The sequence below is a fragment of the Dermabacter sp. HMSC08H10 genome (assembly GCF_001807585.1).
Lineage (GTDB): Bacteria > Actinomycetota > Actinomycetes > Actinomycetales > Dermabacteraceae > Dermabacter > Dermabacter hominis.
In genome coordinates this window covers 21,260-40,976 of the sequence record NZ_KV789413.1, presented here as the reverse complement: position 1 = coordinate 40,976, position 19,717 = coordinate 21,260, and the positions used below count along the sequence as shown (strand labels likewise).

Sequence of the window (19,717 nt, the reverse complement as noted above, 5' to 3'; positions counted from 1 at the left end):
TTTCTCGACCCACGTGAGTTTCGGGCTGTACGTCTCGCAGGCACGCGGTAGATTCGTAGCAGGTCCCATGCGCACATGGGCATCTCGCACTAAGGAGTGACATTGCGAATCGGAATCCCGAGAGAAACACTCGAGGATCAGCCGCTCGTCGCCGCCACGCCCGACACCGTACGCAAGCTCCGGAAGCTTGGCTACGACGTCGCGGTTGAGCGCGGTGCTGGGGAGCGTGCCTCATACCTCGATGCCGCCTACGCCGAAGCCGGCGCCGAGATCGTGGGGGAGGAGGTGTGGCAGTCCGATATCGTGACGACGCTCGATACGCCCCCGCGCGAGATGCGCGAGAGGATGCTCCCCGGTGCCGTGCTCATTTCTCGCATGGCTCCGGGCCGTAACCCGGAGCTCATCGACGAGCTCAAAGAGCATCGACTCACGGCTCTCGCGATGGATGCAGTGCCGCGTATTTCGCGCGCACAGTCGATGGACGTGCTCAGTTCGATGGCGAACATCGCCGGCTATCGCGCGGTGATTGAGGCGGCGAGCAACTTTGGGCGCCTCTTTACGGGCCAGGTCACGGCGGCCGGCAAGGTGCCGCCCGCGAACGTGTACGTGATCGGGGCTGGCGTTGCGGGTCTCGCGGCTATCGGAACGGCGAATTCGATGGGCGCGATCGTGAAGGCTACCGATCTTCGCCCCGAGGCTGCCGAGCAGGTTGAGTCGATGGGTGCGGAGTTCGTCCCGATCGAGGCGAAGACGGAGAAGTCTGAGGATGGCTACGCGAAGGAGATGACGGCGGACCAGGCGAAGGCCGCCGCTCAGCTGTATTCGCGGCAGTCGGCCGAAGCGGACATCGTCATTACGACCGCGAACATCCCGGGCCGCAAGGCGCCGGTGCTCCTCACCGCCGCTGATGTACAGAACATGAAGCCCGGCTCGGTGATCGTGGATATGGCTGCCGCGAACGGCGGCAATTGTGAGCTCACAAAGCCTGGCGAGGTCTACCAGACCGAGAATGGCGTGACGATCGTGGGCCACACCGACCTCGCGGGCCGGCTCCCCGGTCAGGCGAGCCAGCTGTACGGGCAGAACATCGTGAACCTCATGAAGCTCGTGACGCCTCAGAAGAATGGCGTGATGATGCTCGATTTCGAGGACACGATCGTTCGTGGCATCACGGTAACGTTCGCGCACGATGGCCAGGCGGATGTGCTGTGGCCACCGCCTCCCGTGAAGGTGTCGGCGGCGCCTGCACCTGCACCCGAAGCGGCACCGGCTCCCGCCGAAGCGCCCGAAGCGAAGAAGTCCCACGCGGGGACTATCGCGGCGATCATCGGCGGGATTCTCGGTGTGGCGCTTGTGCTTGCGAGCCCCTTCCAGGTGGCGGAGCAGTACATGGTGCTCATGCTCGCGATCGTGGTGGGCTACTACGTGATCACGTCGGTCACGCATTCGCTGCACACGCCGCTCATGAGCGAGACGAACGCGATTTCCGGGATCATTCTCGTGGGCGCGATTTTGCAGGTGGGCAGCGCGAATATTGCAGTGGCGATCCTGTCGTTCATTGCGATCGTGATCGCGAGCATCAACATTTTTGGCGGGTTCACGGTCACGCACCGCATGCTCTCCATGTTTTCGAGGGAGGGCTGATCGATGGACATGCAGCTGGTTGACTGGACGTTGAGGCTTACGACCCTCGCGTACATTGCCGCGGCCATTCTCTTCATCCTCGCGCTCGTGGGGCTCAGCGCGCAAAAGAGCGCGAAGCGCGGCAACATTTTTGGTGCGGCCGGTATGGGCATTGCGCTTGTGGCCACGATCGCGCGTGCGCTCGCGAACTCGCACGTGGATCCCGAGCATTTCAACGGCCCGATCGTCACCCTCATCTTGATCATTCTCGCGATGGGGATTGGCGCCGGCGTCGGCATTCCGCTCGCGAAGAAGGTGGAGATGACGGGCATGCCCGAGCTCATCGCCATGCTTCACTCGTTTGTGGGTCTTTCGGCGGTGCTGATCGGCTTCAATAGCTTCCTTCATCCGTACGGTGTGTCGCCCGCGATGGAGACTTTCCATCTGGGCGAGGTGGCGCTCGGCATTTTCATCGGTGCCGTGACGTTCACGGGCTCGATCGTTGCGTACCTCAAGCTTTCGGCGAAGATCAAAGGCGCGCCGCTTATGCTTCCGGGTCGCAACTGGATCAACCTCGGCGTCCTCGTTCTCTCGCTTGTTCTCACGATCGTGTTCATGGCGAGCGGCGGCGAGGGCTTCGCCGGCTGGGCCTCGATTCTCCTGCTCACGATCCTTGCGCTCTTCCTCGGCTTCCACCTGGTGGCGGCGATCGGCGGTGGCGACATGCCCGTCGTCGTCTCGATGCTCAACAGTTACTCGGGCTGGGCGGCGGCGGCCGCGGGCTTTATGCTCGGCAACAACCTGCTCATCATCACGGGCGCGCTCGTCGGCTCGTCGGGTGCGTACCTGAGCTACATCATGTGCAAGGCGATGAACCGCTCGTTCATTTCGGTGATCCTCGGCGGGTTTGGTTCCGACGGTGGCTCATCTACCGCCGAGCGTGATTACGGGCAGCACACCGAGATCACGCCTGAAGAGACGGCGGAGCTTCTCAAGGGTGCCTCGACGGTCATGATCACCCCCGGCTACGGCATGGCTGTGGCGCAGGCGCAGTACCCGGTTGCGGAGCTGACGAAGAAGCTCCGCGAGCATGGCGTGGACGTCACGTTCGGTATTCACCCGGTGGCGGGGCGTTTGCCCGGGCACATGAACGTGCTTCTCGCCGAGGCGAAAGTTCCCTACGACATCGTGCTGGAAATGGACGAGGTGAATGACGACTTCGGCGACGTTGATGTCGTGCTCGTGATTGGCGCGAATGACACGGTGAATCCGATTGCCGAGGAGCCGGGCAGTCCGATCGCGGGCATGCCCGTGCTGAAGGTGTGGGACGCGAAGCGTGTCGTCGTGTTCAAGCGGTCGATGGGCGCCGGATACGCGGGCGTTCAGAACCCGCTGTTCTTCAACGAGAACACGGACATGCTGCTCGGCGACGCGAAGGCGTCAGTCGAGTCGATTTCGAAGGCGCTCTAGCCTCTCTCGCTCAACCGAGGGCCCCGCGCGTACCCGTCCGTGGGTGGGCGCGGGGCCCTTCTATGCGGAGATCTGGTTCGCCGGGCCTCGGGCCGGAGTCAGGAGTCGAGGAGTGCTTTGAGCATTGGCTCGATGTTGTCGCGCTTCACGAAATCGGTGTCCGTGCCCCACGTGTCGAGCATTTCCTGGTCGTTCGCGTGGCGTTTGCTCGCGGGCGTCGCCTTCATGAAGGCGTGCACGCCCGTGAGGGCAGCCTTGTGGGCGAAAGACACCTTGGAGTGGGCGAGGCCGCCGCGCGCATGGAAGCGTTCGGTGCGCGCATACACGTCGCTCGGGAGGTTCGCGCGATGCACTTTATCGACCTCCTCGGTGCGGCTCGGGTCAGCCCAGGCAACGGAGAGTAGGGCGAGGCGGGCGCCTTTGAAAGCTTGTGCGGCGCTCACGAATGCCTTGACGTCGTGGAGCTTGCCCGCATAGTTGCCGCCCGCGTACACGACGAGGTCGGGTTCACCTCCGAGTGTCTCTGTTGCTGCTTCGACGGTGAATCCTTTGGTGGTGAGGGTGTGCACGTCCCAACCCGCATCCGTGAGGGCGCTCGCGATCATCTCGGCGTATCGGCCGGAGTGCCCGTAGATCGAGGCGTTGAGGATGAGGGCTTTCATGGTGTGCTCCTTCGCGGTGCGCGACGCTTCTGGCGCCAAAAGTCGATGCCTTAAGCGTGCCACGCACACCCACCAATCGGCAGGGACTAAGAGCTGCCTAGGTGTAATCGCCGGACAGGTTAGGTACGCGGTCGGCGGGTGATTACACCTAACCATTGGATCATCGCTCCTGCGAGCGCAGGGGCCCCGATTTGGGTCGCCGAGTCCACGGCGTGCAGCTGGGAGTTGCGTGCCAGCAGCTCTTCCTCTGATGCGATGCTGGGGGTCAGCGCTTGAGCTGCGGTGTCGGCGAAGATGCCACACGCGCCCGCGATGACTCCAAGAGCGATAAGCATAGGAATGCTCACTACTTGAAAGAGCCCCCTATCGGCAGCGCGAGGAACGCTACGGCGCGCAGCAGGTTGGCGGTCGTGATGACGGATACTCGATTGTGACGATCGGCAACTACGCCCGCGAAGAGCCCGAAAAGGACCAATCCCGCGGACTCGGCCGCGGTCACGGCGCTCGCCTGCCATCCAGTTGCGTCAAGGGCGCCCACCGCGATGAGTGGCAGGGCAACGTCGGCCACCCCCTGCGAGAGCTCTCCGAGGCCGGAGGTTGCGGCTACCCGCCAAAACACACTTTTCGGAATTCTGGGTGTGGTAGTCATACATCTCTCTTCCCTAGCTTACGGTCCGCCATGGATGGGATCGAGTGATGCTTCACCCGCCGAGCTTCATCTCGACGAAGTCGTGTTCCCCGCCATTGGTCACCTGCTTGAAGTAGCGAATAACTTTGAACCCACTGGCCTCATACACCTTGATGCCCCGCAGATTAAATGACGCGACCGACAGGCGAATCTCCACGCCTGGGTAATCCTGGCGAATCCTCGCCAAATTGCACCTCATGAAGTTCCGCCCCAAACCGGCGCCGGTAAGGTCGGGGCGCATCCCTAGCCCAATCTCCAAACCATCGCCCCCTTCCGGAAAAGCTCCGGAAAGGAAACCGATAAGTTGACCGGCCTGCCGCACTTGAAGGAAGAATTCCGGCCACAGCTGGGGAGTAACGAATTCACGATAATCCCCGGGATCCGCCGTCATGTCATAGAAATCATAAGGAGGCGGGTATTTCCAATCATCCGCAATCTCTCGTGCGGTTGCCGCGTCCATAGGCATGTATACCAGGTCTTGATTGACCTGATCACGTACCACTAGGGGTGAACCTTGGCTCATTTTCTCTCCTGTGAGGGCGAAGGGAACAGATCCATCATGAGGCTAAGTGGGTGCAGGAAACAACGCTGATCGCTGCGTGGTCTCGCTGCAGCAAGACTTCGATATCGGCAGAACACGACCCGTCGGGGGACGGAGGGGATATGGATACCATCTCGGTGGCGAGGAGCCGGATCCAAGGAATCCGGGCATCAGCCTCCACCACCGAGAGGTGGACGACGGGCGTTTCGTCGGCCGCCCCGGTGGGGCTCGACCTTCGCAGCTGAGCCGATGCGACGTCGAAGCTCCAGTTCTCGACACGGTGGCGATCACCGCCCCCTGTAGCGGCCGGTAGGTCGCCACGCACATGCTTGACAACGGGCAACGTTCTCGCGTCATGTGCCTTGCCCCAGCGCTGCAAATGCTCGCGGAGCCGCTCGTACAACGCTTCTGGCTGACACGAGAACTCCAGCCGCCACCCGCCGGGAGCCACGGTTGCTCGGTCCGCCGATTGGGATGAGGACGAGGCCACGAGGGCGCTCCCGTCAGCAACCTGTGACGACATCTCGCCAAACCCCGCACTGAGGTCTAGGTGTAATCGCCGGAAAGGTTAGGTACGCGGTCGGCGGGTGATTTGCCTTTGAGCGCGGTGTGTCCGCGGTGGTGATTGTAGTGGTGCAGCCAGCCGGGGAGTTCGCCACCACCCGTCGTTCCGTGCGACGGCAGACCCGTCGGGGCTGGTGGTGGGGTCGGCTGGAGTGATCACGCATTCCGGCCGGCCCGTGGGCGCGGTAGCGCTGTGCCCAGCGTTGGGCCGTGGTGACGCTGACGTTGAAGCGTTCGGCGGCCCGACGCAGGGGCCAGCCATCCTCGACGATGCAGCAGGCCAGGCGCAAACGTCCGGTTTCGGACAACGGGGCATTACGGTGGGTCATGAGTGCCTCTTGGGAGTCGTGCTTTGTGTGGTAGTAACACACTTCACCTAGAGGCCCTCGCCCGTGTCCAGCCAGAGCTGTCTCTGACCAGCCCGATGTACCTAACCTGTGTGGTGGTTACACCTAGGCCGTGACGTGGATGAGTGCGAGCGCCCCGCGTTCGAGGTCCGCAAACTGATGATTGACGGCCTTGTAGGTGCCTTCCTCGTGGAACACCATTTCGACGAAACCTCCCTGGCAGCTGCCGAGGTCGAGAGCTTGCGAGCCGCCGCCGGTGGTGTTGTCGGGCTGCAGCAGGTATTTGCCTTCCTTGAAGACGGTGTCAAAAACGGTACCGACGACGTGGAAGGCAATCCCTCGACTCGGCCCGGCGGCGAGTACCCAGATGCGCACGCGCTCGCCGACCTTCGCTTCGAGGGGTGCGTGCACGTACTGGTTCGCGTGTCCGTTGAACACGGTGAAGTCGGGGCGTTCGGCGAAGATTTTTTCCGAGGAGATGGCGTGAACCGCGCAACCGTCGGGCCCCTGAACAGGGCTTCCATCCGCGCCGGTGCTGGCCTCCGGGGTGAGGTAGTGCTCGGATTGGACGAGCACGTATTCGCGGTCGGCCTGTGCAAGTCCCTGTGGCGGGACGATGAGGATTCCATACATGCCGCCGGACAGGTGCATGGTCATGGGTGCGGTCGAGCAGTGGTAGAGCCACGCGCCCGCGTAGTCAGTGGTGAAGGGGTACACGAGGCTCTCGCCGGGCGCGATCGTGCGCATGTAGGTGCTCGGCGCGACGGTGCCGGCGTGGAAGTCGATCGAGTGGCCCATCTCGCCGCTGTTGGTGAGGGTTAATTCGACTTTTCCGCCAAGGGGGGAGGTGACGACGGGCCCCATGACCTCGCCGTTGTACACCATCGATTCCATCGCGATGCCGGGCGCGATCTCGAGGTTCGCCTCGGTCACGTCGAAGGCGAGTTTTTGCGGCGTACCGGGGGAGGGGACTGCAGGCACGACCGGGTCACGCCGCGTGCGTGAGGTACCTGGCGCGGCGGTGAGGTCGGCGCTTACTCGGGTGAGGGGGTCGGTTCCGACGCCTGCTGCGCCAGCGTTGCCGCCCTCGGTTTCGCTCGTGCTCGCCCCGGTTGGGGTGATCGTGAGGGTCATGCCCATCGCGCGGTGACCGACGATCGAACACCAGCCTTCGACGGGTTCCGTGATGACGCCGGCCTCGAGCACGGCGGTGTCGCCTGGGTGGAGGCGCGCCGTGTGTGGGCCCGTGGCGAGAACGAGGTCGTGAGTATTCGCGGGATCGACGTTGCGGACCTCGATTTCGAGTCGGTCACCCGCGGGCACCTCGAGCGTGTTCGGAACGAAGCGCATGTCGGCATTCGCCTCGACCTTAAGTCGGGTGGTGCGACCGGTCGGGGCGATGGCGGGGCCCGCACCGTTCGTGTGCTCGGCCCCTCCGGCGGGGTTTCCGACGGCCGTCGCGCCTGCAAGGGTGCCGTCGAAAGCGCGCCCGACCGCGGCAAGGGAGAATACGGTCCCTACGCCAGCGAGTGCACTCGTGAGGTGGCGCCGGTCGAGCATCGCGGGTTCGCGCGAGGGCTGTGCTTCGCGCGCGTCCGCACGAGGTGCACTCACGGCAGAGGACTTGGATGTCGAAGTGGCACCGTCTGCTGCGTGCATCGATGCGGTCGGTGCGCCCACGCCGGGCATGCCAAGCTGCGCCGAGCGTTCCTTGAACTCGAGGCGCTCGCGCAGATTCACCTTGACCATGCGGAGCATGAGGACGATGAACGACGCGAGTACGATAAACGCCACCGCCGACACGAGAACGCGCGTGACCGAGCCGAACTGGCTCGGCGCGAAGGTGCCGAATGTGAGAGCACCAAAGAGCGCCTCGCCAACCGTGCCGGTGACGCTCGCGAACGCGAACATGCCAAGTGCAAGATTGAGCGCAACGACGCGGAAAACTGCCCAGCGGCTCATCACGGCGAGGCCTGCCTTGAGAGCGCGCGGACCGCCGCCCATCGAGGCCGGCAGAAGGTAGCTCATCGCGCCCAGGAGAAGTTGCAAGAGGAAGCCCGCGACGAAGGGGACGCTCAGATCGTGGAGGCGTGCCGCGGTGAGCGAGAAGTTGAGGGGCGAGGTGACCGGGGAACCGTCGGAACTGCCGATCGAGCTGAACCACAGCCCCCACAGCGCCACGCACGTGCCGAGAAACCACAGCGCGGCCGTGCCGATCGAGAGCACGGGGAAGAGGGCGAGCGGCTCGCGACGGGTTTGCTGAGCCGATTGTCGCGCAAGCGCCACGAGGAGCGAGCCGAGGACGACCTGACCGAGAATGTAGAGGGTGAGGCCCGCGAGCCCCACGAGGACGTTGTCGACGAGCGCACCGAGCATCGCGATGAGCGTGCCGATCACCATGACGATGAGGAAACGCGAGGCGCGCGAGGCTTTCGCCGTATCGAGCTTCGTGCGCAAGACCGTGGGCCAGAGCGTGAGCAGCGTTGCCGAGACCGTGACGCCCACGAAACCGAGGATATTGACGACTTGATGAGCGAGGAGCAGACGCCCCTGCCACGGTTCGCCGGGGGAGAAGGCGAGGATCGCGCCGAGCGTTGCACCGAAGGGGAGGAGGCACGCGGCAATGAGGTAGGCCCGCACGACGAACGAGAAACGCGGGGCGAGGGCTGCTTTGAGCTGCGCGCCAAGCGCAAAGGCATACCAGAGGATCATGGCGCTCACGCCGACGGCACCGAGCACCGTGACGGGCGGGAGATTCGCGAGCATGCCCGCCATCGTGAGCACAATCGACGCCGTGAGGCCCCAAATGCGCCCCACTTGCGTCGGGCGGGATTCCTCGGCGAGGCGAGTCTTAAGGAGCGCCTCCGTGAAGTGCTGGCCCCAAATCATGATCGAGGTCGTCACGAGCCCCAGCGTCACCATGTGCACGAGAAGCCACCGGAACTGCGGGATGAACGGGTGCGCGGCGACGGCGATCACGAGCGCGATCATCCAATAGGAGACGGGTTTCGTGGCCTTCCTGTGCCAACTGCGGCGGGTGAAGCCTTCGGGGCGATTCTCGGTCGAGTGCAAGGCTGACCTTCCGTGCGGGGACGACAAACGGGGCGCGAAAAGCGCCCCGTTCATGCTATCGACGAAAAGGGAACTCGATCAGGACTTAAATTTCTTGATCTTCGCGCCCTCTGGGAGATCTTCGCGGGCGATGCCCTCGGGGTCGTTCAGGTCGGTCTCTTCATACGTGTCCTGCATGAGAGCGGCAATGATCCGCAAGAGCACGATCACCCCGAGGAGAATGAGCATCCACGTCACCGGGATAGGGATGATCCTCGAGAACACAAACCAGATCGCGCCGAGCGAGAGGGCGATGATGGACGTGTCGCGCAGGGCCGCGAGCAGGCGTTTCGTCATATTCGCGCGGCGATACCGACGCCCCGCGACCTTCGCGGCCGCGCGCATCGTCTTTGCCGATTCGCTCGCGGAGTTCTTCGCGCTTTCCGCGCCGCGCCGGACGTTATCGGCAGCCTTCGCGTCCCACACTTTCTGCGCGCCGCGAGCGTAGGCGCGGGCCTCCCGTTGCACGGCACGCTTCGCGCCGGGAGCCTGCTTGCGCGCCGTGTTGCGGGCCGCCTTCGCGTAGGTCTTCCAACTGGCCATTACTTCTCATCCCTCATGCGGATATCGCCATCGCGTCTGTCGCGCACATTCGCGCGGCCCTCGCGGATCGCGGCGCGCTCGCGGTCGCGACGCCATTCGTAGTAGTAGGAAAGCCCCACGTTGAGCGCGAGCGTCAAAAGGATCGACAGCACGAGGCTCGCGAACTTCGCCTTGATCCCCATGAGTGAGAGGACCACGAAAAAGAGCGTCATGAGCACGACGGAAAAGAAAAGGTGATCCATGATGCGCTGGCGGAGCGTTCTACGCTGGGGGCGGGGGCTCGTCATTGTTCCATCGTAACGGCCCCGGTATGGCGGGTGTGACGGGCGCGCGGGTGTCCGCTGTGCCGCTTGGCCGGGGCGATCCCCTAACCTGGAGTGACAATTGCCTGCCATGAAAGGACCCCCGTGGACCTTCTCGAACATCACGCGCGCGAGCTATTCGCCCGCCACGGCGTTCCCGTTCTCGACGGCCGTCTCGCGACTACCCCGCAGGAAGCGCGCACGGCCGCGGAGTCGCTCGACTTTCCCGTGCTGGTCGTGAAGGCCCAGGTCAAGGTCGGCGGTCGCGGAAAGGCCGGCGGCGTTCGGGTCGTTCGCACTCCAGCGGAAGCCGAAGATGCAGCCCGCGCGATCCTCGGTATGGACATCAAGGGGCACACGGTTCATTCCGTCCTGGTTACCGAGGGCGCCGAGATCGCCGAGGAACACTACTTTTCGATTCTTCTCGACCGCTCGGCGCACGGCCTCACGGCGCTGTGCTCGAAAGAGGGAGGCGTCGAGATCGAGCAACTCGCCAAAGACAAGCCCGAGGCGCTCGCGCGCCACGAAATCGACCCGCTCGAGGGCCTCACGGTCAAAGCTTCGCGAGATCTTCTCGAAGCTGCGGGCTTCGATGCCAAGCAGATCGATGTCATCGCCCCGGTTCTCGAACGGCTTTGGGAGGTTTATCGCGACGAAGACGCGACCCTCGTCGAGGTCAACCCCCTCGTGACCACCACGGGGGGAGAGATCCTCGCCCTCGACGGCAAAGTGTCGATCGACGATAACTCGCTGTTTCGTCACGACGATCTTGCCGCCCTCGCCTCAACCGACAGCAAGGACCCCCTGGAGGAAGAGGCCCAGCGTCTCGGCCTCAATTACGTGAAGCTCGATGGCGAAGTCGGCGTTGTGGGCAACGGTGCGGGCCTCGTGATGTCGTCGCTCGACGTTGTCGCCTACGCGGGTCGCGACTTCGGCGGGATTCATCCGGCGAACTTCCTCGATATCGGCGGCGGTGCATCGGCGAGCGTCATGGCCGATGGGCTCGGGTTGGTCCTCGCCGACTCTCAGGTGAAAAGCGTATTTATCAACGTGTTTGGCGGTATTACCGCGTGCGATCAAGTCGCCCTCGGCATCGTGGGCGCCCTCGAGAAAATCGGCGACCGCGCAACAAAGCCGATTGTCGTGCGACTCGACGGCAACGCCGTGGAGGAGGGGCGCGAGGTTCTTCGCCGCGCGAAGCACCCGCTCGTGCACATCGCGGATTCAATGGACGACGCCGCGAGGCAAGCCGCCGCGCTCGCCGCTGGAAAGTAGGGCAATCATGGCGATTTTTCTTGACGACAACTCCCGCATCATCGTGCAGGGCATCACCGGAAGCGAGGGCCTCAAGCACGCGCGCCGCATGAGCGCCGCCGGCGCCCAGATCGTGGGTGGGGTCAACCCGAAGAAAGCCGGGAGCGACGTGGACCTCGGCAACCGTCGGACCCCGGTTTTCGGCACGGTGGCCGAAGCGATGCGCGAAACCGGCGCGAATGTCTCCGTGGTTTTCGTGCCGCCCAGGTTTGCGAAGGGGGCCGTGATCGAGGCGGTCGAGGCGGGTATGCCACTCGTCGTCGTCATCACGGAGGGCATCCCTGTTCTGGACACCGTCGAGTTTTATGCGCGCGCGCAGCGCAGTGGACGCACGCGCATCATCGGGCCGAACTGCCCGGGGATCGTCTCGCCGAGTCTGTCCAACGCGGGGATCATCCCCGACCACATTACGGGCCCGGGCCCGATCGGGCTCGTCTCTAAATCCGGCACCCTCACGTACCAGATGATGCACGAACTCTCCGACATCGGCTTCACGACTGCGATCGGAATCGGCGGAGACCCGGTCGTGGGCACGACCCATATCGATGCCCTCGAGGCCTTCGAAGCAGACCCCGCAACGGAACTGATGGTCATGATCGGTGAAATCGGGGGAGACGCCGAGGAGCGCGCCGCCGAATTCATCCGCGCGAAGGTCACGAAACCCGTCGTCGGCTATATCGCTGGCTTCACCGCCCCCGAAGGCAAAACAATGGGGCACGCGGGCGCTATTGTGAGCGGCTCAAGCGGAACGGCGCGCGCGAAGAAGGTGGCGCTCGAGGCCGCAGGTGTGCGCGTCGGTACGAGCCCGAGTGAGACCGCGAGGCTCGTACGAGAGGGCCTCTAGCGGGCATCCCCTCCCGTCACGGATAGGCGAAGCTCGACGTCGCTCGCTCGCGAGTCCTGCACCGCGTTCGCTGTCTCAAGATTGCGACAAGTTGCGCGCCCCACGACGCTGGCACACTCAGTAGCCTTGCCGCATGAGTACATCAGGACCCACCAGGAAAACGCCGAGCGGGGCCCCACGCTTCAACCCCTCGATGCTTGAGGGCGCTTCGAATTGGGACTCCACGCCCGCGCGCACCTCTCGCAGCGGCGCTTTCCTCAAGTACCTCTTTGGCACGGGGCTCGGTCTCGCCACGCTCTCGCTCGTGCTGAGCTTTCTCGGTCTTGTCTGCGTCGTGTGCTCGTTCGTCGAACCTCTCGAGCGCTTTGGCCTTGGAACACTGCCCCTCGCGGCTCTCGCGCTCGTGCTCGCGTTTTTGAGCGTCCGTCTTTCGCAGCGACAGGGCGGAAGCGTCCTCCTCTCGTTTGCCGCGATCGCAGTCTCGTTCCCGCTCGTGTTCTTCGGGCTGACTCCGTACGCGTTTATGTTCCTCATGCCGGTGGGGAAGGCCTGAGAGCCGACGGTTTCTCGCCCCACGCGTTGCCAAAGGTTTCTAAGGAAGCCGCTTTTAGGATGGGAGGCATGAGTACTCCTTACGGCAACGATCCCGTCAACAACCCCCAGGGCTACCCAAAGCCCGAGAACCCCGAGAATCCGCCGAGCGCCGAGAACGCCCAGCGAGAGTCGCAGTCGGCACCGAACTGGCAGGCGCAGGAAGCCCTCGCGCCGTCGCACGACGAATCCGCCCCCGCAACGCCCGAGGGCGGCGTTGTGCACGAGGTTGGACCGTTCGCCTCGCAGAGCACCGAGGCCCCTCAGGCCCCCGAAGCTGCGCAGGAATCTGAAGCGGTTCCGGCCACAAGCGAAGACGTGCCGTCGTACGGCTCGACCTACCAGCCCGCCCACTACGGCAACGCCGCAGAGGCGGCTTCCGCGGCTCCGAGCTACGGTGCGTCCGCACAGAGTGAGCAGGCGCAGCCGGAAAAGGTCGAGGCTGCGCAGGGTGAGCCGGCGGGCGTTGAGCCCGAACAGCCGCGCGAAGAATCCACGCAGTTTGGTTCCTACGGCGCACCGTCGCACGGCGGTGAGTCGAGCGCCACCGAGCAACACAGCGAGCAATCCACGCAGTTTGGCGCCTACGGCGCACCGGGCCACGAGGGCACGGCGTCCCAGTCGCAGAGCTACGGCGGGGCCAGCTATGGCGCACCCAGCTATGGCGCGCCGAGCGGAGCGCCCAGCTACGGTTCGTCGCAGCAGAACCAGACCTATGGCGCCCCGAGTGGCGCGCCTGATAGCGGCTACTCGAATACGGACAGCAGCGCCGCGCAGTACGGCACGGCAGCATCCGCAGCGTCGGCAACCTCGGCAGCGCCCGCGTACTCGGCTCCGTCGGCTCCGTCGGCTCCTTCGGCGAACGAGCCGCAGCAGTTTGACTCGACCGCCGCGGGATCCGGGCAGGCGTCGGCCTTCCAGCAGCCCGGTGAGGCGCAGGGCTTCGGCGCCCAGACTTCAAGCGCCGTGAGCGAGGGGTACGGCAGTGAATCCGCACCCCAAGCGCAGAGCTATGGCCAGCAGAGCTACGGCAACGATTACGGCCAGCAGAATCAGCAGCCTAGCTACGCCCAGGGTTATGGTCAGCAGCAGGCCCCCGAGGGTGGCTACAGTGCGATGAACTCTGGCGATCACGGGGCAGCGCCGCAGGGCGGCTACAGCGCCCAGAACTCGAGCGCGAACCAGTTCCAGCCGAGCAACCCGGGTGTGCAAAGCGGTTACTCGGCACCGAGCGCAAATACCGGCTACCCGACCCCCGCGGGCTACAACCAGCAAGCGCCCACCGCCGCAAGCGCACCGAAGAAGAACGGCACTGTGCTCGCCATCATTGGTCTTGTGCTGGCCCTGATCGGTATCGGGCTCTCGTTCGTGCCGCTCATGTTCGTGTATGCCCTTGCGCTCCCGCTCGGCCTCGTGGGGCTCGTGCTCGGTGCTTGGGGCGCCGCGCGCGGCTTCAAGGGCGGAAGTGGCAAGGTGCTCGGCATCATCGCGTCGGTGGTTTCGGTTATCACGATCATCATCGGCGTCGTGTCCATCATCATTGGCCTCATCGCGATGCTGTCGTAGTTCGCCTCTGCTCGATGCGATTTCGCCTCGTGCCATCTCCTTCGAGGAGCGTGGTGCGGGGCGATGTCTTTATTCGCACCGGAGGTGTGACCTGTCATACCTTTATGGCCGGCCGGCGTCTATGATGGCCGCATGAGCGCACCATCCCTCGGCCCTAGAATGAATCAGCCGCAACCCCCGCCAACGCGTAACACCGCGCTCACGGGGATCCTCATTGGCGCAAGTGCGGCGTTGAGCATTGCGATCATCGCGGTTCTCGGCGTCCTCGCCTACGTGTCTCTTGCGGGCCAGGGGGCGAATGCTAAGGCGGGTAGTGAGGAGGCGCCCTCGGCAGCAACGACCGCGCCCTCGCCAAGCCCCACCGGCCGCCAGTACGGCATCACGCTGGGCGGGGGCGACGAGGAAATATACCCGCCGCCACCACCGCCCGCGCCTCTTCAGACTGGAACGCCCGGTACCCCCGTCGATGCGGGCCCCGCCCAGGTCACTGTCCTTGACGACAGCTTCCACCCCGAACAGCCCTCGGACGCCGGCCCCTCACAGTGCATTAACGTTCAGATCACCGCGAAGAGGGGCGTGAGTGATGCGAACGCGAGGAAGTTTTGGTTCAAGAGCAGCACACAAGAGGGGGTGCAGGCCTACGAGGTGATCGTGAAAGGTCAACTCGTACCCGCAGTCTTAAAGCAAGGGGAGATGGCATCGGGTCTCGTGTGCTTCCCCGATGAACTCGTGGGAGACGGCGAAAAGATTCTCACTTTTACCGACGAGGATGACAATGGAGTGGAATACAACGTGCAGTGGCATTTGCCGTGAATGGCATAGCGCACGAAACCAATGGAGGCGACACTAGGCCAGGTGACACCGTGACCGTGCACGCCCCCGCCCGTTCGCGCTCCACGGCCCTTACGCCCGCTCTTGGCATGGGCGCTCTACTTCTCGCGATTGTGGGCGGCGCACTCGGGCTCCTCAAGTGGGCGATTGTTATAGGCGTCGGCATCGGCCTCGCAGTGGCGGGGCTTGCCCTAGCCGCGTGGGTTCTCGTGCGCGCAGTGCGGCACGGGGAAAAAGCCGGCATGTTCGTCGGTTCCGTTGCGGCGATTGCGGCGTTTTTTGCCTCGACGGCAGGAGTGCTCACGCTACTCGCGAGGATCGTGACACACGACGTGTAGTGCGGGACGCATCGTGCGTCTCGGTTGGGGCAGGATTCGTGCGGGCGATCGCTGCGCATGTCGGTGGCGGGGGAGCGCAAGTCAGTGTCGGGTCCGACGCTTGCCGGGCTGCCGTCGGAACCTCACTTATAGAATCGAGCAGCGCCCCCATGTTTTCCGCGCCCCGTGCGCCCCACTCGAAGGAGCATCGTGACTGACCTGATCGATACGACAGAGATGTACTTGAAAACGGTGTTCGAGCTGCTCGAACTCGGGATTACCCCGATGCGGGCGCGGATCGCGGAGCGACTGCATCAGTCTGGACCCACCGTTTCGCAGACGGTTGCGCGCATGGAGCGCGATGGCTTGCTCTTCCTCGACGATGAGCGCGTGATTCACTTGAGTATCGAGGGAGAGCGGATCGCCACGGGCGTGATGCGCAAGCATCGCCTCGCCGAGCGCCACCTCATCGACGTCATTGGCCTCGAGTACTCGAAAGTGCACGAAGAGGCGTGCCGCTGGGAGCACGTGATGAGCCTCGACGTGGAACGCAAGATCGCGTCGCTCCTCACCCCTCCGTATCGCGACCCTTACGGGAATCCGATCCCGGGCCTTGCCGAACTCGAGTGCGGCCTCGAAGACATCCACCCCGGTGTAACCGAGGGGGTCAACAGCTCGGGAGTTCGGCAAAGTGCGGGTCAAAGACTCGTGGATTGTGACCTGAGCGCAGGGCCGTGCACCGTGCGCGTTGCGTCGATCGGAGAGGTGATTCAGTCGGACGTGTCATTCCTGGCGGATCTCGAGGCCCACGGGGTCGTTCCCGGTGCTGACGTGCGCGTTTATTCCGACGCGGATGCGATCGTTCTCGAGACCGAGGGGGGCGAACCGATCTCGCTCACTCCTTCCGATGCGGGCCACATCGGGGTCGACCCAGTGTGACCTGATTCTGTCTAGGTAAAGGACTGTCAAAGACTTGGAACAGCCTCCGTCAGATCCCACTGACGGAGGCGTTTTGTTTCGTAGAGTCGTACTCGGTTGTGGAAGAGCCGCGCCCTAGCTCCTGGATTTTCATACCTGCTCCGGGAAGCTCGAACGCTTAGGCAGGAGCCGTAAGGTCGAGAACATGGAAGGTCCCCACGTGTCGAATCGTTTCGCGAACACCCATCGCCGCCAGATGCGCCCCGTTACCCCAGTGGCGCGCGCTACCCGTGGCACCGCTGGCGTTGCTTTCGCTGCGACCTTCGTGCTCACCGGCTCCACCGGCGCACTCGCTGACGGCACGACTCAGGCCGATGCCGCTGCCGAGTCGACGAATGTCATCGCCCCCGTCACCGCCCCGGCCGTGACCATCCCCGTCGCTCAGAAGCACGACGACTCAGCTTTCGGTGTGTTCGCCGCTTCGGCCGCGACCCTCAAGCCCAAAGCTCCCGTGGTTGAGGTTGAAGAGCCCGAGGCTCTTAATGACCGTGACGAAGACGAATCCGACAACCGCGAAGAGGATTCGCGCGATACCAACGAGACCGAAGAGCGTCGCTCGGACCGCCGCGAAGAGCGCGCAAACGACGAGTCGGAGGACAACGACAACTCCGAGGACACCTCCGATCGCAAGAAGCGCGAAAAGAAGAGCGAGGAGCGCGACAACGAGACCGAAGAGGCCTCGAGCTCGTCTGCTGCTACTGGTTCGATCTTTTCGACTGCTAAGCGAGGCATCGGCGTTCGCTACGTGTTCGGTGGCAGCTCGCCCTCGGGCTGGGATTGCTCCGGCTTCACGTCGTGGGTGTACCGCCAGCACGGTATCCACCTCCCGCACAGCGCGGGCGCCCAGGCACGTATGGGCAAGCGCGTCTCCCGCTCTGAGGCTCGCCCCGGCGATCTCGCCTACTACCCCGGCCACGTCGGCATCTACGCCGGCAACGGCATGATCCTCGACGCGGGCAACAGCGCAAAGAACACGAGCATCCGCAAGCTCTGGAACGCGAACTGGTCCTTCTACCGTATCGTTGACTGATCACGACTTTGAGAACGCCACCCCGGATCGTGCCGGGGTGGCGTTTCCTTTTAAGAGGTATGGCCGGTTCGGTAAGGTGAGCCTATGACTATCGTGCGTGAAATCGGGGCCGTGCTCCTGGTGCTTGTCTCGTTCGTGGCAACAACCGTGAGCGTACCCGCCGCGTGGGTGCGCGACCGCATCGTGAACCGCGAGGGCTTCTTGACGCTCACGAGCCCCCTCGCGCGCGACCTCGACCTGCAAAAGACCCTCGCGAATGAGGCGATGAACCAGGTCGGTGCGGGGCTGCCCATTCCCGAGAGCATACGGGCAGGGGTGCAGGACACGCTCTTGTCCCAAGTCGGTGCCGTCACAGGCACCGAGGCCTACGGGACGATGTGGTCGGGAACGATGGGGGACATCCACGACCAGCTCACGAGCGGCGCCACGACCGTGACGGTGCACGCCGATCTCACGCCAATCTGGGATGCGCTCCTCGCGCCCGTGAAATCGATTCTCCCGTTCGACATCCCCGATGTCGGACCGACCGTCGTCAACCTCGGTACGTTCGATGCCGGCTGGTTCGAGATTCTTGAGGCCATCGCCGTAAACGCAACCCTCCTTACCGTCGTGGGTATTGCTGCGGGCATAGGAGCGCTTCTCGTGTCGAGCGTTCGACTGCGCACGCTCATGCTCCTAGGCGTCGCCGTACTGGTGACGGCGCTGACGTGGATTGGCGTGCTCTACGGCCACGCGCTATGGGTGCCCGAGACTCTGACCGATTCGACCATTGCCGGGCCCGTGGTCCAGCGCGTTCTCGACGTTGCTGCCCACGACGTTTTCGTTCCGGCGGTCCTGTGCGCTCTCGCGGGTCTCGGCCTCATCATCGCTGCCGTCACGGGCATGTCGATCGTTGCTGCGCGGCGGTCGGCCGCGCAGCGCCAGGCTCTGCCCGCGACGCAGGGCGGATATCCCGAGCGCTGGTAGCCTCGCCCGCATTCGGGCCTCTTACCGCCACGAGCGGTGGGTAGTGAGCTGACCTACTGGAAACGGTGTGGGACCGGCGCGAATCTTAATTGTCGATGAACAGGTTCCGACATTTCGTTGCTTTCCTTGCTGAAAACTCCCAGCATTGATTTATTTAAAGCGGCTTTAAAAACTTCTGTCCCGAACGGGGTAGTCGCTTAGGTGGGGAGGTTCGCACATGGCGCGCACGCGAAATGTGAGTGCAGCATCGCGCTTGGTTCAACCCGAACGGCGCGCAACCGGTCCTCACGTTTCCCCCGAAGAACAGTGCCTCCTCCTGCTGCGCGACCACCGCTCGCTGACGGCAAGCGCTATCGCGAGCCGCACCGATCTTTCGCGGCCCACGATTGACGCTGCTCTGCGTTCTCTTGAGACGGCAAAAATCGTGACCTCGGATCTGCGTCCCACAGGAAAAGCCGGTCGACCAGGGCGAACATACACTTTCGTTCCAACCGACAGGATGGTGGGCGTCGATATTGGCGAGCACGCGATCCGGGCGATCGCCACCGATCGCGCGGGCCGAATTCTTGCGCGCTACGAGGCAGATCGCGTGCGCGAACCCTCGCGCGACACCTTCCTGCGAGACCTCGACGACGTCGTGCGCACCGTGAGTGACGGCGCCTCCGTTGCGGGCATCGGGCTCGCGGTCCCCGGTATCGTCAAATCAGAGAAGGTCAAGCTTTCGCGTGTTCTGCCGTACCTGAATGATTGGGATTTTCATCGCGAAATTGAATCCCTTATAAACGTTCCGCTTTTTGTGAGTAACGACGTCAAAGCTGCAGCGCTCGGCGAGGCGCGGCTCGGGGCCGGCACAGTTGACTCATCCCAGGTGACGGTGTGGCTCGGGCGCCGTGTCTCGAGCGCGGTCACCTTCAATGGCGAGCTCTTCGAAGGTGCCAACGGCGTCGCCGGCGAAATGACGACAGCCGTCGGAACTCAATGGACCCCCGGATCGGTATGCGGTGACTGGCAGTGGCCATGTGGCAGAAGCCCCCTCCAGACCGCCGAGCGGGCCCACGCGGGGGATGCCGAATGCCTCGCGAGCCTGCACGACTATCTCAAAGCACTCGCCGACCCCCTTTCGCGCCTCGTCGCGATCCTCGACCCGGAGGTTCTCGTTCTCGCGGGCGCGCTGAGCGAGACATCCGCACCGCTCGCGGATTTCCTCGCCCCCTACCTGAAGGAGCGCCTCACCGTCCCCTTCCTGCCGCGGATCAGGCGCTCGGCGCACGGGCGCTATTCGACAGCCGTCGGAGCCCTCTACACCGCGTTCACGAACCCGAGCGCACCCGCGCTCGCACACTGGCAACTGCCCGCCCCTACGACCCTGACCGAAAACGACCCCGCAACCGAGCAGGCTGACCACCCGAGTCACGCGCTCGCCAGCTGA

Annotated in this window: 18 protein-coding genes and 1 pseudogene; 12 read left to right on the top strand and 7 right to left on the bottom strand. The window is 64.1% G+C overall.

Going from position 1 to position 19,717, the window contains the following annotated elements:
* Positions 1 to 102: 102 nt before the first annotated feature.
* Together HMPREF3176_RS00385 and pntB are read left to right on the top strand one after the other, a co-directional pair.
* Positions 103 to 1,644 carry a Re/Si-specific NAD(P)(+) transhydrogenase subunit alpha gene (locus tag HMPREF3176_RS00385; protein WP_070457335.1) on the top strand — a complete coding sequence of 514 codons (1,542 nt, stop codon included), beginning with the start codon at positions 103 to 105 and terminating at the stop codon, positions 1,642 to 1,644.
* Positions 1,645 to 1,647: 3 nt separating this feature from the next.
* The gene (gene pntB / locus HMPREF3176_RS00380; RefSeq protein WP_070457333.1) at positions 1,648 to 3,093 is read left to right on the top strand and encodes a Re/Si-specific NAD(P)(+) transhydrogenase subunit beta; all 1,446 of its coding nucleotides are present in this window, start codon (positions 1,648 to 1,650) and stop codon (positions 3,091 to 3,093) included.
* 98 nt (positions 3,094 to 3,191) lie between these two features.
* On the opposite strand, the gene HMPREF3176_RS00375 is transcribed toward pntB, so the two are convergent.
* The 7 genes and pseudogenes from HMPREF3176_RS00375 to HMPREF3176_RS00340 all read right to left on the bottom strand — a co-directional run bounded on the left by HMPREF3176_RS00375 (position 3,192) and on the right by HMPREF3176_RS00340 (position 9,836).
* Entirely contained in the window at positions 3,192 to 3,755 is a 564-nt protein-coding gene (locus HMPREF3176_RS00375; RefSeq protein WP_061211039.1) for a flavodoxin domain-containing protein, read from the bottom strand.
* A gap of 346 nt (positions 3,756 to 4,101) precedes the next feature.
* Positions 4,102 to 4,404 carry an MFS transporter gene (locus tag HMPREF3176_RS00365; protein WP_070457329.1) on the bottom strand — a complete coding sequence of 101 codons (303 nt, stop codon included), beginning with the start codon at positions 4,402 to 4,404 and terminating at the stop codon, positions 4,102 to 4,104.
* A 52-nt stretch (positions 4,405 to 4,456) separates the two neighbouring features.
* Positions 4,457 to 4,966: a GNAT family N-acetyltransferase gene (locus HMPREF3176_RS00360; protein WP_070457327.1), complete on the bottom strand. Its 510-nt coding sequence runs from the start codon at positions 4,964 to 4,966 to the stop codon at positions 4,457 to 4,459.
* Positions 4,967 to 5,640: 674 nt separating this feature from the next.
* Positions 5,641 to 5,877 (bottom strand): annotated as a pseudogene (locus HMPREF3176_RS09930) (helix-turn-helix domain-containing protein); the annotation flags it as partial.
* Positions 5,878 to 6,000: 123 nt separating this feature from the next.
* On the bottom strand, positions 6,001 to 8,967 hold the full coding sequence (locus tag HMPREF3176_RS00350) for a multicopper oxidase domain-containing protein (RefSeq protein ID WP_070457323.1): 2,967 nt from the start codon (positions 8,965 to 8,967) through the stop codon (positions 6,001 to 6,003).
* Between the two features lie 78 nt (positions 8,968 to 9,045).
* Positions 9,046 to 9,549: a hypothetical protein gene (locus tag HMPREF3176_RS00345; RefSeq protein ID WP_070457321.1), complete on the bottom strand. Its 504-nt coding sequence runs from the start codon at positions 9,547 to 9,549 to the stop codon at positions 9,046 to 9,048.
* Positions 9,549 to 9,836, bottom strand: a complete 288-nt coding sequence (locus HMPREF3176_RS00340; RefSeq protein WP_070457319.1) for a hypothetical protein — start codon at positions 9,834 to 9,836, stop codon at positions 9,549 to 9,551. The genes HMPREF3176_RS00345 and HMPREF3176_RS00340 overlap by 1 nt, the downstream gene beginning before the upstream one ends.
* A gap of 120 nt (positions 9,837 to 9,956) precedes the next feature.
* Here HMPREF3176_RS00340 and sucC point away from each other — a divergent pair, with 120 nt between their 5' ends.
* The 10 genes from sucC (at position 9,957) to HMPREF3176_RS00290 (ending at position 19,717) form a co-directional block, all read left to right on the top strand.
* Positions 9,957 to 11,126 carry an ADP-forming succinate--CoA ligase subunit beta gene (gene sucC / locus HMPREF3176_RS00335; protein ID WP_070457317.1) on the top strand — a complete coding sequence of 390 codons (1,170 nt, stop codon included), beginning with the start codon at positions 9,957 to 9,959 and terminating at the stop codon, positions 11,124 to 11,126.
* A 7-nt stretch (positions 11,127 to 11,133) separates the two neighbouring features.
* Entirely contained in the window at positions 11,134 to 12,009 is an 876-nt protein-coding gene (gene sucD, locus HMPREF3176_RS00330) for a succinate--CoA ligase subunit alpha (RefSeq protein WP_070457315.1), read from the top strand.
* A 133-nt stretch (positions 12,010 to 12,142) separates the two neighbouring features.
* Positions 12,143 to 12,562, top strand: a complete 420-nt coding sequence (locus tag HMPREF3176_RS00325; protein ID WP_141742301.1) for a hypothetical protein — start codon at positions 12,143 to 12,145, stop codon at positions 12,560 to 12,562.
* A gap of 68 nt (positions 12,563 to 12,630) precedes the next feature.
* On the top strand, positions 12,631 to 14,166 hold the full coding sequence (locus tag HMPREF3176_RS00320) for a hypothetical protein (protein WP_141742300.1): 1,536 nt from the start codon (positions 12,631 to 12,633) through the stop codon (positions 14,164 to 14,166).
* Positions 14,167 to 14,298: 132 nt separating this feature from the next.
* Positions 14,299 to 14,979, top strand: a complete 681-nt coding sequence (locus HMPREF3176_RS00315) for a hypothetical protein (protein ID WP_141742299.1) — start codon at positions 14,299 to 14,301, stop codon at positions 14,977 to 14,979.
* A 50-nt stretch (positions 14,980 to 15,029) separates the two neighbouring features.
* Positions 15,030 to 15,335, top strand: a complete 306-nt coding sequence (locus HMPREF3176_RS00310) for a hypothetical protein (protein ID WP_070457307.1) — start codon at positions 15,030 to 15,032, stop codon at positions 15,333 to 15,335.
* A gap of 189 nt (positions 15,336 to 15,524) precedes the next feature.
* On the top strand, positions 15,525 to 16,253 hold the full coding sequence (locus HMPREF3176_RS00305; protein ID WP_070457305.1) for a metal-dependent transcriptional regulator: 729 nt from the start codon (positions 15,525 to 15,527) through the stop codon (positions 16,251 to 16,253).
* A 184-nt stretch (positions 16,254 to 16,437) separates the two neighbouring features.
* Positions 16,438 to 17,322, top strand: coding sequence for a C40 family peptidase (locus tag HMPREF3176_RS00300; protein ID WP_083286140.1), 885 nt, complete (start codon positions 16,438 to 16,440; stop codon positions 17,320 to 17,322).
* An 84-nt stretch (positions 17,323 to 17,406) separates the two neighbouring features.
* Positions 17,407 to 18,288, top strand: coding sequence for a hypothetical protein (locus HMPREF3176_RS00295; RefSeq protein WP_070457303.1), 882 nt, complete (start codon positions 17,407 to 17,409; stop codon positions 18,286 to 18,288).
* Between the two features lie 217 nt (positions 18,289 to 18,505).
* Entirely contained in the window at positions 18,506 to 19,717 is a 1,212-nt protein-coding gene (locus tag HMPREF3176_RS00290; RefSeq protein ID WP_070457301.1) for an ROK family transcriptional regulator, read from the top strand.

What these genes read in the sequence shown, in the direction of transcription:
- HMPREF3176_RS00325 (WP_141742301.1), top strand. Translation starts at nt 12,143, where the DNA reads ATGAGTACATCAGGACCCACCAGGAAAACGCCGAGCGGGGCCCCACGC.
- pntB (WP_070457333.1), top strand. Translation starts at nt 1,648, where the DNA reads ATGGACATGCAGCTGGTTGACTGGACGTTGAGGCTTACGACCCTCGCG.
- HMPREF3176_RS00300 (WP_083286140.1), top strand. Translation starts at nt 16,438, where the DNA reads ATGGAAGGTCCCCACGTGTCGAATCGTTTCGCGAACACCCATCGCCGC.
- HMPREF3176_RS00375 (WP_061211039.1), bottom strand. Translation starts at nt 3,755, where the DNA reads ATGAAAGCCCTCATCCTCAACGCCTCGATCTACGGGCACTCCGGCCGA.
- HMPREF3176_RS00290 (WP_070457301.1), top strand. Translation starts at nt 18,506, where the DNA reads ATGGCGCGCACGCGAAATGTGAGTGCAGCATCGCGCTTGGTTCAACCC.
- HMPREF3176_RS00320 (WP_141742300.1), top strand. Translation starts at nt 12,631, where the DNA reads ATGAGTACTCCTTACGGCAACGATCCCGTCAACAACCCCCAGGGCTAC.
- HMPREF3176_RS00365 (WP_070457329.1), bottom strand. Translation starts at nt 4,404, where the DNA reads ATGACTACCACACCCAGAATTCCGAAAAGTGTGTTTTGGCGGGTAGCC.
- HMPREF3176_RS00345 (WP_070457321.1), bottom strand. Translation starts at nt 9,549, where the DNA reads ATGGCCAGTTGGAAGACCTACGCGAAGGCGGCCCGCAACACGGCGCGC.
- sucD (WP_070457315.1), top strand. Translation starts at nt 11,134, where the DNA reads ATGGCGATTTTTCTTGACGACAACTCCCGCATCATCGTGCAGGGCATC.
- HMPREF3176_RS00295 (WP_070457303.1), top strand. Translation starts at nt 17,407, where the DNA reads ATGACTATCGTGCGTGAAATCGGGGCCGTGCTCCTGGTGCTTGTCTCG.
- HMPREF3176_RS00340 (WP_070457319.1), bottom strand. Translation starts at nt 9,836, where the DNA reads ATGACGAGCCCCCGCCCCCAGCGTAGAACGCTCCGCCAGCGCATCATG.
- HMPREF3176_RS00360 (WP_070457327.1), bottom strand. Translation starts at nt 4,966, where the DNA reads ATGAGCCAAGGTTCACCCCTAGTGGTACGTGATCAGGTCAATCAAGAC.
- HMPREF3176_RS00315 (WP_141742299.1), top strand. Translation starts at nt 14,299, where the DNA reads ATGAGCGCACCATCCCTCGGCCCTAGAATGAATCAGCCGCAACCCCCG.